The sequence below is a fragment of the Bradyrhizobium sp. WSM4874 genome, assembly GCF_055811835.1.
The window spans coordinates 1-14,276 of the sequence record NZ_JBVVPR010000077.1 but is presented as its reverse complement, the minus strand read 5'-3'; the positions used below and the strand labels follow the sequence as shown (position 1 = coordinate 14,276).

8 protein-coding genes and 8 pseudogenes are annotated in these 14,276 nt (G+C 59.5%); 9 read left to right on the top strand and 7 right to left on the bottom strand.

The features are described 5' to 3' along the window. A partial coding sequence (locus AC0L3P_RS37815; protein WP_473309148.1) for a transposase occupies positions 1-276 on the top strand: 276 nt, incomplete at its 5' end. Here the strand turns inward: AC0L3P_RS37815 and AC0L3P_RS37810 are convergent. Continuing rightward, positions 254-556, bottom strand: coding sequence for a LysR family transcriptional regulator (locus AC0L3P_RS37810; RefSeq protein WP_473309147.1), 303 nt, complete (start codon positions 554-556; stop codon positions 254-256). The two genes, AC0L3P_RS37815 and AC0L3P_RS37810, sit on opposite strands and share 23 nt — an antisense overlap. A 103-nt stretch (positions 557-659) precedes the next feature. On the opposite strand from AC0L3P_RS37810, the pseudogene AC0L3P_RS37805 reads away from it, so the two are divergent. Together AC0L3P_RS37805 and AC0L3P_RS37800 are read left to right on the top strand one after the other, a co-directional pair. Beyond that, positions 660-1,544 (top strand): annotated as a pseudogene (locus tag AC0L3P_RS37805) (aldehyde dehydrogenase family protein). Continuing rightward, positions 1,480-2,154, top strand: a complete 675-nt coding sequence (locus AC0L3P_RS37800) for an aldehyde dehydrogenase family protein (protein ID WP_473309146.1) — start codon at positions 1,480-1,482, stop codon at positions 2,152-2,154. Before AC0L3P_RS37805 ends, AC0L3P_RS37800 begins: the two are co-directional and overlap by 65 nt. A 126-nt stretch (positions 2,155-2,280) precedes the next feature. Here the strand turns inward: AC0L3P_RS37800 and AC0L3P_RS37795 are convergent. Further along, positions 2,281-3,677 (bottom strand): annotated as a pseudogene (locus AC0L3P_RS37795) (aminotransferase). 417 nt (positions 3,678-4,094) lie between these two features. Between AC0L3P_RS37795 and AC0L3P_RS37790 the strand changes: the two are divergent. From AC0L3P_RS37790 to AC0L3P_RS37780, 3 genes and pseudogenes are all read left to right on the top strand, one after another. Next, positions 4,095-4,526 (top strand): annotated as a pseudogene (locus tag AC0L3P_RS37790) (transposase); the annotation flags it as partial. A gap of 231 nt (positions 4,527-4,757) precedes the next feature. Then, complete coding sequence (locus AC0L3P_RS37785) at positions 4,758-5,510, top strand: outer membrane protein (protein ID WP_473309145.1); 753 nt, start codon at positions 4,758-4,760, stop codon at positions 5,508-5,510. 440 nt (positions 5,511-5,950) lie between these two features. Then, positions 5,951-6,497: pseudogene (locus tag AC0L3P_RS37780) on the top strand (transposase); the annotation flags it as partial. Here AC0L3P_RS37780 and AC0L3P_RS37775 read toward each other — a convergent pair. Next, positions 6,494-6,839: pseudogene (locus AC0L3P_RS37775) on the bottom strand (transposase family protein); the annotation flags it as partial. The pseudogenes AC0L3P_RS37780 and AC0L3P_RS37775 sit on opposite strands and share 4 nt — an antisense overlap. Positions 6,840-7,153: 314 nt before the next feature. On the opposite strand from AC0L3P_RS37775, the pseudogene AC0L3P_RS37770 reads away from it, so the two are divergent. From AC0L3P_RS37770 to AC0L3P_RS37760, 3 pseudogenes are all read left to right on the top strand, one after another. Next, positions 7,154-7,341: pseudogene (locus AC0L3P_RS37770) on the top strand (IS3 family transposase); the annotation flags it as partial. A 25-nt stretch (positions 7,342-7,366) separates the two neighbouring features. Next, positions 7,367-8,691, top strand: a pseudogene (locus AC0L3P_RS37765) (IS30 family transposase). Continuing rightward, positions 8,684-9,046: pseudogene (locus tag AC0L3P_RS37760) on the top strand (integrase core domain-containing protein); the annotation flags it as partial. The pseudogenes AC0L3P_RS37765 and AC0L3P_RS37760, both read left to right, overlap by 8 nt. Positions 9,047-9,316: 270 nt before the next feature. On the opposite strand, the gene AC0L3P_RS37755 reads toward AC0L3P_RS37760, so the two are convergent. From AC0L3P_RS37755 to AC0L3P_RS37740, 4 genes are all read right to left on the bottom strand, one after another. Continuing rightward, positions 9,317-10,138 (bottom strand): SagB/ThcOx family dehydrogenase, encoded by an 822-nt coding sequence (locus tag AC0L3P_RS37755; protein ID WP_473309144.1) that lies wholly within the window; start codon positions 10,136-10,138, stop codon positions 9,317-9,319. A 9-nt stretch (positions 10,139-10,147) separates the two neighbouring features. Continuing rightward, positions 10,148-11,476 (bottom strand): YcaO-like family protein, encoded by a 1,329-nt coding sequence (locus AC0L3P_RS37750; protein ID WP_473309143.1) that lies wholly within the window; start codon positions 11,474-11,476, stop codon positions 10,148-10,150. An 8-nt stretch (positions 11,477-11,484) separates the two neighbouring features. After that, positions 11,485-12,537 carry a TOMM precursor leader peptide-binding protein gene (locus AC0L3P_RS37745; RefSeq protein ID WP_473309142.1) on the bottom strand — a complete coding sequence of 351 codons (1,053 nt, stop codon included), beginning with the start codon at positions 12,535-12,537 and terminating at the stop codon, positions 11,485-11,487. A gap of 276 nt (positions 12,538-12,813) precedes the next feature. Further along, positions 12,814-13,275 carry a hypothetical protein gene (locus AC0L3P_RS37740; RefSeq protein WP_473309141.1) on the bottom strand — a complete coding sequence of 154 codons (462 nt, stop codon included), beginning with the start codon at positions 13,273-13,275 and terminating at the stop codon, positions 12,814-12,816. Between the last annotated feature and the right edge of the window lie 1,001 nt (positions 13,276-14,276).

Here is a 14,276-nt window from a genome sequence, read left to right as displayed (position 1 = left end):
GATGCCCAAGCTCTCGTTGGCCGCTTCCACGCGATGATCCGAAAGAAGGCCGAGATGGAGCTCGAACCTTGGATTGAGGAATCCAAGCGGAGCCTCATTGCCTCGTTCGCGAATGGCATTGCCAACGATAAGGGCGCGGTGCACGCGGCTATCACGCAACCATGGTCCAATGGCCAAGTGGAAGCTCAGATCACCAAGCTCAAGCTGTTCAAACGGCAAATGTACGGGCGCGCTAAGCTCGATCTCCTTCAGGCTAGGCTGATTGGCGCGCCATAAAAACAATCCCGATCATCGAATATGCGTCAGAGCCTATGCTGGACCCCACTTTTAGAAATTCGCTTTCTGCGCGCTCGGCCGCAGCGAGCAGGGCCTCACCGGAAGCCGTCAATGTGCAGCCTGACGTGTGCCTTTCGAGCAATTTGGTTTTCAGGCTACGCTCCAGCGCTGTGAGCTGGCGAGTGACCGTTGCATGATTCAGGCGCAGGTTCTTTGAGGCCTTCAGAATCTGCCCGGCGCGCGCAACCTCGAGGAACATCCGGACCCGCTCCCAATCCATCGACTATACTTTCTGCACAACCGAGCCGCTAATTCGGCCCTTGATGCGCAATTCTATGCGCTCCATAGGGGAGTTGATCAAGCGCTGATACAGGAGAGAGTCCATGGCGGCGACTATTCCGCATTTCATCAATGGTGAGTTGGTACCTAGCCGGAGCACCCGCACTTCGCTCGTCTACAATCCGGCCACCGGCGAGCAATCCGCAACTCTGGGCCTGGCTACGGCGCAAGACGTTCAGGCCGCAGTCACGGCGGCCCGGAGAGCCTTTCCGGCTTGGGCTAACACCCCTCCGCTGCCACGCGCGCGCATTCTCAACCGCTTTCTGCGGATCATGGAAGACAGGATCGACGAGCTTGCCGAGGTCATCACCGCCGAGAACGGAAAGGTGCTCTCGGACGCAAAAGACGAGATCCAGCGCGGCATGGAGGTCGTCGAGTTCGCGACCGCAGCACCGCAACTCCTTGAAAGAGAAGTCACCAAAAACCTAGGTACGCGCGTCGACAGTTACTCTTTGCGTCAACCGCTTGGAGTGGTCGCGGGAATTACACCGTTTAACTTTCCAGCCATGGTGCCTCTGTGGATGTTTCCGGTGGCGCTCGCATGCGGTAATAGTTTCATCCTGAAGCCCTCGGAGCGGGATCCGTCAGCGTCGCTCATTCTCGCGCAGTGGTTGAAGGAGGCCGGGCTGCCGGACGGAGTCTTCAACGTCGTGCACGGTGATAAGGAGGCGGTGGACGCCATCCTGACCGATCCCGATTCGTGGCAGTGAGCTTTGTGGATCACTCCGATTGCCCGTTACATCTATGAGACGGCCACTCGCCACGGCAAGCGCTGCCAGGCTCTTCGCGGCGCCAAGAACCACATGATTATCATGCCGGACGCCGACCTGGACCAGGCGATCGAGGCGCTCATGGGTGCAGCCTATGGCTCTGCTGGCGAGCGCTGCATGGCGATTTCGGTGCGGTGCCCATCGGGGATACCACGCTGAGCGGCTGATCGAAAAGCTGGCCCCCAAGGTCCGCGCCCTGAACATCGGTCCCGGCACCGATCCCGAGGCTGAAATGGGGCCCTTGGTGACAAAGCCGCACCTCGACAAGGTCCGGAGTTACATCGACGCGGGCGCCGAACAGGGTGCAAAGCTGATTGTCGACGGACGCGATTTCCGGCGCCAGGGCTATGAAAACGGATATTTCATCGGTGGAAGTCTGATTGACTGCGTGACCACCGACATGAAAATCTACCGTGAAGAGATCTTCGGTCCGGTCCTCGCGGTGGCACGCGCCAGGTCTTATGATGAGGCAGCCGAGATGATCAACAACAATGAATTCGGCAACGGCACTTCTATCTTCACAAGGGATGGTGACGCAGCCCGTCAGTTTGCGCACCAAATTCAGGTGGGAATGGTTGGCATCAACGTCCCGATCCCGGTGCCGATGGCGTTCCACTCGTTCGGTGGTTGGAAAGCGTCTCTTTTCGGCGACCACCACATGCATGGTCCTGAAGGAGTCCGATTCTACACCAAGCTCAAGACAATCACGACGAGGTGGCCGACCGGCATCCGGTCAGGCGCCGAATTTGTAATGCCAACGATGAGCTGATCTGTCGAAGCAGAGGGCCGTGGACGGTTACCACGGCCTTCTTGCGTCAACTTTCAAATTCGCTCCTTGCGTCGTGGCGAGCGGCTGATTTTTTTCGTGCTTGCCGCGCGTCAAGCAACAGCGGCACTAAAGCTTATGTCCCTCGTAGACCAGCTCGTCCATGACCGAGCGAACAGCGGATTCTGCAATAGAGACGATTCGTCGAATTCGGCTTTCGTGATGACGAGCGCGGGCGCGAAGCCCAAAATATCGCCATGCGGCGTGGCTCGGGCGATCAGCCCACGATCGCGCGCCGCCTTAGAAACCCGTGCACCAACTTTAAGCGCCGGGTCGAAGCGGGTCTTCCTCTCACGATCTTCGACGAATTCGATGGCTCCCATGAGTCCGACACCGCGAACCTCGCCGACGATTGTAGCTGCGCGAACTTGGCTTGCAACTGGGCCTGGAAGTAAGTACCGACGGTGTCGGCCCTGCCAGGTAGATCTTCCCTCTCCACGATGTCGAGCACTGCGTTCGCCGCAGCAGCGCCGATCGAATGGCCGGAGTACGTATAGCCATGGGAGAACGCGCCGACACGGTCAGCTGCGTCTTCCGTGACCTGATAGACCTTCTCGCTAACGATTGCACCAGACAGTGGAAAGTAAGCGGAGGTCAAACCTTTGGCGATAGTGATCAGATCGGGCTCTATCCCGTAGTGCTGAGACCCGAACATCGAACCAGTGCGACCGAAGCCGGTAAACACTTCGTCGGCGACCAGGAGCACGTCGTGTTTGCGGAGCACGGCTTGGATCGCTTCCCAGTAGCCCTCCGGCGGAGGCGTGATACCGCCGGTGCCGAGGCTCGCCAATGAAGGCGCCGACGGTTTCGGGCCCTTCCCTTTGAATAAGCTCATCGAGCTCGGCGGCGCGACGTTTCGAAAACTCCAGTTCGGTTTCGCCCGGATGTGCCGCCCAATAATGATGCGGGACGCCTGTATGGACTATCGCTGAAAATGGCAGGTCCATGTGATCGTGATAGAAGCTCATACCGATCATCGAACCGGCGATGATGCTGCAGCCGTGGTATCCCCGCTCTCTTGAAATAATCTTCTTCTTTTTCGGCTTCCCCCGAAGATTGTTGTAGTACCAGACAAGCTTGGCCTGCGTCTCGTTGGCGTCCGAGCCAGACATTCCATAGAACACCTTGCTCATCTTGCCTGGCGCCATCTTCACCAGTCGATCGGAGAGGATGGCCAACTCGTCGGTCGTGTGCGCAGCGTAGGAATGATAGTAGGCGAGCCGGTAAGCTTGCCTCGAAATGGCTTCGGCAACTTCTGCTCGGCCGTAGCCGACGTCGACGCAGTAGAGGCCGGCAAAACCATCAATCAATTCCTTGCCCGTGGCATCCTGTATGCGAATCCCCTTGCCGGTCTCCACGATGGTTGGATCGCCGGCTTCCCCCGTCGCAAACTCCTTCAATTGTGTGAAAGGATGGAGCACCGATCGGCGGTCCATTTCGCTGATCTTTGCGATATCGATGGTCACAATCTTATCCTTTCAAGCTGCAAGGCCGCCGAAGCAAACGTACTTCGGCTCTAGGTAATCGGCTAGTCGTATTCTCTCCGGCAATAGGGAAGGCCATCGCATCGGCCTATTGCAAGGCCGGCTTCCTGTTGGTTCGTGGTGGCCACCGGTTGGAATTGGACAACGAGTACCAGCGTGCCGTTCGCAGATCCTTCTTCATTCACGGCCTATACGCACGCGACACAGCGTCGCTCCTGGACACTCCTCCAACTTCCGTAGAGTAGCTGGCGGAGCCACAATGAGTCGATCCCTCATGTTTCAATGTCACTCGGCGCTTTGAATGGTTTTTTGCTGAGCTTCCCTTTTGAACTCTCCAACTGAGCTGCTGCCGGTTTGATGGACAGCGAGATTAGGTGTGTCATGAAGCCGAAGGTGGCGATGAAGAGACGGAAGTTCAGTCGCGAGTTCAAGGCGGAGGCGGTCAAGGTGGTCCGGGAACGTCGGGTGTCGGTGGCGCAAGCCGGCCATGACCTGGATGTTCATGAGAATGTTCTCCGCAAACGAGGTGAGGGAGTTTGGCTCCGACCCGGCGCAAGCGTTTCCCGGCCACGGGCAGATGATGCCGGAGCAGCAGGAGATCGAGTGGCTGCGCCGTGAGGTCGCCAAGCTGAAGGCCGAGCGGGATATCCTAAAAAGCGCCGCGGCTTACTTCGCGAAGGAAGCGACATGAAGTTTGCCTTCGTCGCGAAGCACCGGACGATCTGGCCGGTGGCATCGCTATGCGATGCACTAGGAGTGTCGCGGTGGCGCTTCCATGCCTGGCTAAACCGCTCTCCCAGCGCGAGATCCCGCAGCGATGACTTCGTCCTCCACCAGGACATCCAGACGGTCCTGCGCTGTCACATGGCAGCCTTCGAGGGGATCTTATGAGGCGAGTCCGGAGACCCAGTGCCGCAGCATCGTCCCGAGCGCAAAAAGCTCGCGTAAGCACTTTTCGGACATCCAAATCCCTAACCGGAGCCTGCCAATTTTGGTAGCTGCACCCACAGTCCACACCTGCTTTATGAAGGCTCCTACAACTGTTTTCTACGAGGACTCACGATGAAAACAAAGATCGCGGCTGCCGCTATTCTCCTCGCTTCCACCAGCCTGAGCTTCGCCGCCGACATGGCCATGAAGGTGCCGATGGCGGCTCCCGCCGCGGTCTGGAGCTGGACGGGCTTCTATATGGGCGCCCACGCCGGCGCAGGTTGGGGCACCACCGAGACCTCGCTGACCGCGATCACAGGAGTGCCCGCTCCGGGTGGAATCGCGGTCACCCAGAACAGCAGAAGCGGATTTCTCGGCGGAGGACAGGCTGGCTACAACTGGCAGTCCGGTTGGACTGTCTTTGGGGTCCACGGCGACATCGCTGGTACGGACGTGAAGGGCACCACACCGTGCCTCGGAGTTGGTGCATCGTGCACGTCCAAGAGCGACTGGCTGGCGACCGTGTCGGGTCGGGTCGGCGGTGTTGTTGCCGACCGGACCCTTGTGTACCTCAAGGGAGGTGCAGCCTGGATGCACACCGATCGTAACTTCAGCGTCCCTGTGGGTTTCGGCGGCGGGGCTGTGAGTTCTTCCAGCACCACGTGGGGATGGCTGCTGGGCTTCGGTGCGGAATACGCGTTCTCGCCCAACTGGAGCGCATTCATCGAGTATAACTATGTCGAGTTCGACAAGAAGAGCATCGCGCGCGATTTCTCGGCCTTCGCAGGCGACCCCGCAATCGCCAACGATGTTAAGAACAAGCTGTCGGTGGCCAAGGTTGGCATGAACTTTAAGTTCGGCGGGCCAGTCGTCGGATCGTATTGATTCTCAAGGCTCTGAAGGAAAGCCCCGCTCGCGCGGGGCTTTCTTTGGCATCTGGCTCACCAGGCGCGTCGAACCGCAAACTTCAGTCCGTTCAGGCGACCGCGGTCGTAGGGGTGAAGAACTGCCGCCGTGTTTCTCTGCCGTCTTCAGCAAGGCAGCGGCCATTAAGTCGTCGGCCACCCTCGCCCACTCGTGGCAAGCCGCTTTCATTTGCGTCAGCTCTTGGATTTTATGGGAACGGCGCCACCAAGCTGTTGGGCGTTCGGTTGTGCCCTGGGTGGCTAACAGAGCTGGTCCCGGTCTTCTGAACAGAGTCTCCGCTTCGATTGGTGGAGCCTCTGCCGGGGTTAAAGCGTTTCCTTTCTTAATTGAATCGAGGGGATTCCGGATCTTGTCCGTTTATGATTCAAAATGCTGACTGGATTGGAGGCCAGCATCGCATGACCCGACCGCTTTCCCTGGTTCTTCGCGAGCGCGTTGTGGCGTCGGCTTTGGCAGGCGAGAGCTGCCGGTCCGTGGCGGAACGGTCTGGCGTTGCGGTCTCGTCAGTTGTGAAGTCGTCGCAGCGGCATCGGCCACCGGTTCGGTTGCGCCCGGCAAGATGAGCGGCCAACGCAATCCTGTGCTCGAACCCAACCGTGCCTTCATCGTCGGGCGGATCACTCAGACGCCGCACCTGACGTTGCATGGCTTGAAGGCGGAGCTGGCAGCTCACGGGGTCAAGGTCTCGCACAACGCGGTCTGACTGTTCCTGCGCCGGGAGGGACTCCGATACAAAAACACTGTTCGCCCTTGAGCAGGCTCGCGCTGACGTCTCTCGCAGGCGCAAACGCTGGCAATCCTGGCAGGCTGCGGTCGATCCGGGCCGGCTGGTCTTCATCGACGAGACCTGGATCCAAAGCCAATATGGTCCCGCTGCGGGGCTGGGGCCGCCAAGGGGTGCGCTTGCGGAGCTTCGCGCCGCACGGCCAGTGGCGGACCCTTACATTGTCGTATCGGGTGGCGATGCGCCGGAAGTCCTTTGCAAAAGCAGCGCTCGATGACATTACGGCCTTTGTAGGCGCGTTTGTTGAAGCGATTGATGACGACGCAGTTGGATTTGTTTGTCGGCGAGGAGCGCGCTCATCGGCGGCGCGAGCGCCAGAACATCGGGCGCCGCCGCAATATCAGCAGCCTGGCCTGGGGGCAGATGCAGGACGACCCGCGGGCAGAGCGGATCGCTCAGCGCATGGATTTTTGTCGTGCGGCTTCCGCGCGAGCGGCCGATGGCTTGGTTGTGCTCCCCCCGCTTCCGCCGGAGGCGCACCGGTGAGCTTTAATCGAGGAAGCAGAAGCAAACCGCTCAAGATCAACCGGTCTCTTGACCTTCCCAGCCCTCGACGACATCAATGAAATTGACCCATGCGAACGACGCCACGGGTGGCCCGGCTTCAGATCGGAATACCCGGCCGGCTTCGAATTGGAATGCATGGCCGGCTTCGTCGGAATCCGCATATTGATCGAAGAAACAGCTCCTAGCGATTCCACCAGCTGCGCCTCCATATCGGCGGAATGCTTCATGATCGCACGCTGATGCTTCTTTGTCAGCCGATTTGAACCTGCCCGGGTTTGCCGGAGGCTGCAACTCCTGAGGGGATGGAGCCATGACGAGCAAGACCACGAACAAGTTTTCACCCAAGGTCCGGACTCGAGCGGTTCGGATGGTTCTGGATCACACCAGCGAGCCCCCGTCGCGCTGGTAGGCAGTGACCTCGATTGCAGCCAAGTCGGCTGCAAACCGCAGCTCGTGCACCACAGCGACAGGGCAGCCAAAGCGGATTCAGCCGGTCGTCGCAACGCGAAGCAAAGGAGGTTCGATGCGGTTATTGAATCGGGCGTGCCGCGAGAATTGCAGGCAGTTCTGGATCGCCATTGCATTGGGATGGTGGAGCGAAGAGGGCTGCGACTGATGCCGAGATGTCGCTAACTGGTGGAGTGCGACGCTCCCGAAGGGCGGGCGGTATGCGACCAACGCATCTCTCACCGTCATCAAGAGTGCCGTCTGGGCGACGTTCGCCGAACGCGAAGAGATTGCGATCCTGCTTGCGCAGTTGTTTGGCATACGAGCCATTGCTCGGCAGCTGAAGCGGCCGCCGTGTACGACATCGCGCGAACTCAAGCCCAATGGCGCCAGGCGCAACGGTGCTCGGGAGTATCGAGCGACCACGGCACAATGGCACGCTGATCGGTCCGCCCGACGGCCAAAGCCGACGAACTTGGCGGTAATCCAGTTCTGCAAAATTATGTGCGAAACAGGCTTGCCGGTATGATGGCCAGGCCCGACGGAGTGCCCATCGTTGGCCCGAAGGTCCTATGGAGGGGCGACGGGCGGTGCATCGACAGCACCGGCGCTAGGCGACGGCGTGGAGCCCGGAACAGATTTCTCGCCGCCTTCGGCTCGACTCCGATGCGCGTCAGTTTCGAAACCATCTAGCAGGCGCTGTATGTACAAGGTCGAGGAGCTTTGCGTCGCGAACTGACGGCCTACTTGCGGACCGGGCGGGCCCCCGCGAATGCCGAGAGCGCGCGCCCGTAAAGAGAGGAGCTTCATTTCTCCCGAAATCATGATCAATCAACGTCCGGCGGAGGCAACTGATCGAGCCGTGCCGGGCCACTGGGAAGGTGACCTCATCGTGGGCCTTGGAAGTTCCGGGATCGGCCCCCTTGGTGGAGCGCACGACACGATTCACCATGCTGCTGCATGTGCCGCGCATGATGGGCCATAGCCACGAAGCTCGCGTAAAGAATGGACCCGTACTCGCCGGGCATGGCGCTGAGGCCGTGCGCGAGGCTATCACCCGCACGATTGTCACCTTGCAGGAGCAACTTGGGCGGGCGCTGACGTGGGATCAAGGAGCCGAGCTGGCGCAGCACGGGCGCCTGAAGGTCAACGCAGGCGTTCAAGTGTTTCTGCGATCCTCATAGTCCTTGGCAGCGCAGTACCACGAGAACACCAGGGGATTGCTGCGCCAGTACTTCCCAAAGGGCACCCCTCTCAATGCACACACGCCCATGACCTTGAGGCGCGTGGCTCTTGCACTCAACACCAGGCCCCGGAAACCCTCGGCTGGAAGCACCAGCGGAAGCTCTCGACGTATTGCTCCGAGTGAGCCATACACAAAGTATTGCGACGATCGGTTGAATCGGCCCAATACGTCTCGATCAAATACACCGAACGCCTGGCTGAAGCCGTTGTAGAGCCTTCGGTCGGCAGTGTTGGAGATTCCTATGACAACCGAAACCATCAACGGTCTCTACAAGGCCGAGGTGATCCATCGGCGCGGGCCATAGCGCAGCTTCGAGGCAGTCGAGTTCGCGACCCTGGAATGGATGGACTGGTTCAACTACCGGCGGCCCTGGAGCCCATCGGCAACATCCCGCCGGCCGAGGCCGAACAACGCTACTACGCGATGCTGGAAAAACCGGCCATTGCGGCATATCTTAAACTCAAATGGCCTCGGGCAATCCCGGGGCGGTTCAGAGGTCTTAAGTCCTGAGAGGGGAGCAATGACGACCAAGAGGACGGTAGGCTTCGCGCGAGGTGCGGACCTGAGCGGTCGGATCTTTCTGGATCACGCCGGCAAACATTCCTCGCGCTGGGCGGCAGTGACGTCACTCGCGACCAGGTTTGGCTGCACGCCCCAGAGGCTGCACTAGTCGAGAAAGCCTAGGTCGGTAGCGGGGCAGCCAGCCAAGCTTCCGAGGGATACGGCCGAGAAGCTGAACGCATCGAGCGGGAGCACCTCTGAGCCAATTGTATGGCGTGACTATTCCATGGAGTGATCTTTGGGTGGTGCGAGCGGTGGTGCCCCAATGGCAACTGCATAAACGGTTGCATGGGTGACCCCGTCGAGTTCGAGAAACGCATCCATCCTGGCGTCGTAGAACCCGCCGATCGGCATTCCGGCAAGATCGTGGGCAACTGCGGCGAGCAGCAGGTTCTGGCAGATGTGGCCGGCCTCTATCAGCGCAAACCGGTATCCCCGTTCTTGATATTTCTGTGTGGACCTTTCGAAGGTGGCGACGATAAAGGCCAGGAAGATGGCGTTATAAGCAAGTTCGGACTGCACCAGCCCGTCGGAAAGCTGCCGTGAACAATCGTCTTGGACCAGAGCGGCAAGATCGTGCCGGTGGGGATTATAGTGATACAGGCCCGTCGGCAGGCCTTCTACCTGCGCGGCGTAGACGAAAAGGTCAAGCGGATACATGGCGCCCGCGGAGGGCGCCGCCCGGAATGGTCGCGGAAACAACCCGTTGCTTTGGAGCCGCGTGATCCCAGCCGCGTGGAACACCAAGCTGGAAAGCTCGCCGAGCCGAATGCTCCGTCCAGGGGCGAGGGTTTGTGGTGTCCGTCGCCTCCGGATCGCGACCCCGAGCGGCAACGCCAGCTCGCCAACCGTCGGCAGCGGAACACGCGCACAGCCGTCGAAGGCGAAGTGATCATATTGCTCCGCCATCTGGCGTGCGATCGCCCCGGTGAAGAAGCCTCGATGAAAACCCGTCACTTTCGAGTTTTCATGAAATAGCTCCCAAAGCCGCTCCTCGTTGTTTTCGGTCTCACGCTGTTTTAGCCAATTAGTAGGTTCCATGTCATTCCATTATGGATAGGGATGGGGCGCCGCAGTATCCATCTCCCCGGCACCTATCCCGGGATATCCTAGACGCTGCGGCACTTCGTACAGCCGCCGCCCGCCTCTCGATCTCAGTTTGAAGCCCATATGCAGCGGCTGATAGCCAGGGATTAACGCCCGCACTACGGTCAACCCGAGGCTGGCAACGTCCGTCGAGGTCAAATCCACAATCAGCGCGCGCTCCCCCGTCGCGGCAATCCTAGAAACCAGCTGCTTCAGGTCCTCGCCATCATCACCAGTTGCCCCGTTTGCCATTGATCCGAAGTCTACGCGGCGATCGGAGGCGAACAAAAATGAAGCATAGTGGAGATTCTCATGATCAACATAGAAACCTAAATGCGTCATCTGATCGACGACACAGTCAAATGCGGGCGGATCCGGCTTCAGACGCGGAACGTAGGACTTGACCCACTGGCAATAACGGCGGGAATGGGCAAGTTCTTCTAGACTCTTGCGCGCGGCCTCCGCTGGGTTCAGGGAGGAAGCCGCAGCAACGACGAGCGCCGGCTGCTCGGGATTGAGGCCGCGCATGGTGCTAAGGATGGTCGGCACACGATTGTCAGTGGTGATGTCGAACATATCGACCTTCAAGCTCTTGGATGAGAAACGCTGCACGATATCATAAAGGTCGTCGGACAAGGTTTCGATCCGGATAGAAGGCGGACTGAACCCCGCCTGCCACGCGATCAGGACTGCGTCACGCTCGATCACTTCACAGAGCCCGGTAATGGCGGCCTTTGCGAAATTGCCGTGGCAAGCAAGGCCGGTCGAGATCGGCTGATCAATCGGATTCTCACCGGAGCCGAGATAGAAAAGATAGGGCATAAACACCCGGCAGGCGGGCACCATAACCTCGCACCCACTGCGCAGATCCATCGCGGGAGTCCAACGGATCTCGGTGTGCTTCCGGAACGGAACGAAAGGAAAGCCGGGTTGCCGGTATTGATCCGCGGTGTAAAGCGCGAATTCGTCGGGGTCTATTGCTGCGCAATGAGCATTCTGCCAAGAGAACAGCGGCAGTTGCTCCACGTCGTACAACGCGGGCGAGTAGCGTTCCAACGCTTCCCCGATCGCCTTGGCCATGGCGCCGTCGCGGGTTGTGGAGGCGCCGCCGGAATGGCGGAAGTTGACCTGCCGGGCAAACGCGGCCGTGTTGCACGCTGTGGCCCGGAAATGGAAGAAGTTAGGTGCGCCGGGTTCGGGCCGGGCCTCTTCGAGCACAGCGACAAGGCCGACCTTCTCGTCCACAATGCCCTCGACCACCTGAGCCAAATTGCTAAATTCCGGCGCATTCATGAGAAATCCTAAATAGTGGGCGTTTTCGAGAGCTGCATCGATGACTGCGTCCTTGTGGCCGCACAGACAGGGCAGCGCGGGATCTTGAGAACCTTGCGTCTGATCATCACAGACTTTAATAGGTCGAATTCCAGCATGTACCCTAGACTCTCCAAATCGCGAGCGTTGAGCCAATATTTAACTGCCTCGATGGCGGCGATGCCGCCGAGGACATTCGCCGTTGCCGGTAGGAAGCCAATCGCATCCTGGTGCAGCTGACCTGTCTCTTCGCACGCCCGAAGTGCATCGGGCCGGTGAAGATTGGCATTTTGGCGGGCTCGCAAGCATTCAAGACAGGGCCCGTGGCCAGGCTGCACCAGCGGGCCGACTTGGCCGATGTTGTCCGTGAGCAGGACCGGCAAGAAGGGGATCCTGTGTTCGACGCAAAGTTGATTCCATCTACGAAATGCATGTTGATTGCCAAACTCGCTCGCCGCTAGCAGGAGATCGATCCTGGAGTCCAGCAAGGAGGCGCAATGTTCCTCCTGCAGCGGCATGGCGTGGGCCCACGCCGCCATATCGATGGTGCCATCTTTGTGGGACAGCCGTGTGCTGCGCAAGGCTGGATCGTCGATCACGGCCACCTGTTCGATGCCAGAAGAGAACAACGCCGATTTGAGCTCGCGCGCAATCTGGTTGACGCCGGCAATCGCAAGCCGCACTTGCGCCAGCGAGCGGCCCTCTCGTTCGCCGCACTGCCATCGGAAAATCTGTATCGATGGGTCGCTGTCTGTCTCGGAACTGCCAGCTACGCGCGGCAGCAGCAGACGACTGGCGATCAGGTTGTCGACAAGCAAGCTCACATCACGTTCGCTGAGACCGGTGAATCTGGGCAAGACCAGATCGCTAATTTCCGCTTTCGATGTACCTTCCGCGCAGGCTAGCGCGAAAATCAGCTCAAGGACCAGCCGAAGGCCGGGGCCCTCGATTTGTAATCGGGTCGCGCCACGGCGAACCAGAATACCGTTCGAGAGATCGACAATTTGCACCGGCAGCGCGGTGAAGGTAGCCTCTGTATCCATTCCACTACCCTCTCCCGCGGGAGCGCGACCGGGGCGGCCCCGTCACGTGTTGCGAAACAGTTCCGTATGGCCGACCGCCGGCCGCGAGCCCTGGTTGTTCGATCGAAACTGTTGAGTAACTCGGCACTCCACGAACCGGATGAGCCACTTGGCTTTCTTCTGAGGTGTAATCACGCGAGCTGCGAGCTAGCACCTTGACCCAGACAATGTTTGCATCGAGCGTCGAGATCGATTCGTACAAATAAGCGCTGCCCCCAGGGCACCGCCGCGCCCGCATCACCGCCTGCAGACGCAGATGTGGGCGGTGTGGGCGCCTGCGAAAAAACGCTTGATCCAGCCGTCGAGACGCAGCATCTCGGCCGAGGCCGTCATCTGCTGCTGCCCGTTCATGAATGCCTCGTTTCCCAATGCGGAAAACGAAATCCTGCTCCAGCAATCGCTATCGCGCCGCTGATAATGTCCGACGCTCATCTTCCCGAGCGAGCAGATCAGAACCTTAGGCGCAGGGCCGAAGCTGCCGGGTATCCTAGCGGCTGGCGTCATCCGGTCGCTGAACTTGCGGTCGCGGAACTCCCGCTTCATGTGCGGTGGAGATTGAGGCACGCCGTCGGCGATGACCGTGATCGGACGGGCCCTAATGTGAACTCCTCCCGCTCGGGCAGACGGCCGCAGACCGAAAATGGAGACGTGGCTCTTGAAACCGTCATTCCGCTTCAGCAAAGATTTCAGCGGCGTCATGCCCTCACAGGGCACGACGTATTCAATGGACCGTTCAAAAACGGATCCGGCAGGAAGGTCGCACGGCCTCCGCCTGCAAGGGTGATGTACCCGGTGCGCAGCCGCTTGATCTCTGCCGCTTCTTGCAGTCGCCGCTCGCACGTGCATAACATACGCTCTGGATTCGCCAAAATCAGACGAACACGCGGGCGGTGCTACCGCCAATCGGTCCAAGTCAATCCTGGCCTCATGGCCAGCAATCAAGATGCCCTTGGCTAGGTATTCAAGCGCCAGAGTCTCTCGGAAGGCACCGAGGTCTCCGTTCCATTCGGAGCCATTAGACATTGTTACCCAGATCGACATGACTTGCATGCAGCCGGCTCCGGTCGAAACGAACGCGGGACTATTCCCCTTGTCCGGTGTTCGCCTCTTCAGCACAAGACGGCGAGTTCACGCGACTTCCTATCGGATTTGTGACAGTAGTTGCACAACAACAGGGGGAGCAGCAGCAAGCCACATCGCGCCCCATCGCCGCTGGGGCGAACCCCTGCTCAATTAACTCAATAGCGCCGAGCATAACACTTGACGCGTTTGCGCTGACCTTACTGCGCCATAGCTCAACAATATCTGGCTTGGCGAGTTTCCGTCCCGCTGGCATCAACCGGTTCACCAGGTCAAGAGGCATTTTCATATCGTCGGGTGCGTTCCATGGCGTGCGAGTGGTCATGTGGTTTTCTCCTTTGAGAGAGGGAGCGGACCGTCCTACTTGTGGAGTTCTACTCCTGGTCAGAGTCGCCATGTTCATTCTTACCAAGTCGCCCCTCCTCGAGTGCTTCTGGTCTTAAGTTGCACCGCCTACTTCCGGCAGAAGGGCTCTAGTCGTTTAGCGGAGTACTGCGCGGAACGAACCTACCAATTCTGGCAAGAGCCAGGCGACCGGACACACGAGCTATCGCCAATTTTTGGTGACGAGCGGGCCGGTCAGGCGGCGGCGGTTATGGGCTGACGGTCAGTCGGTTTAG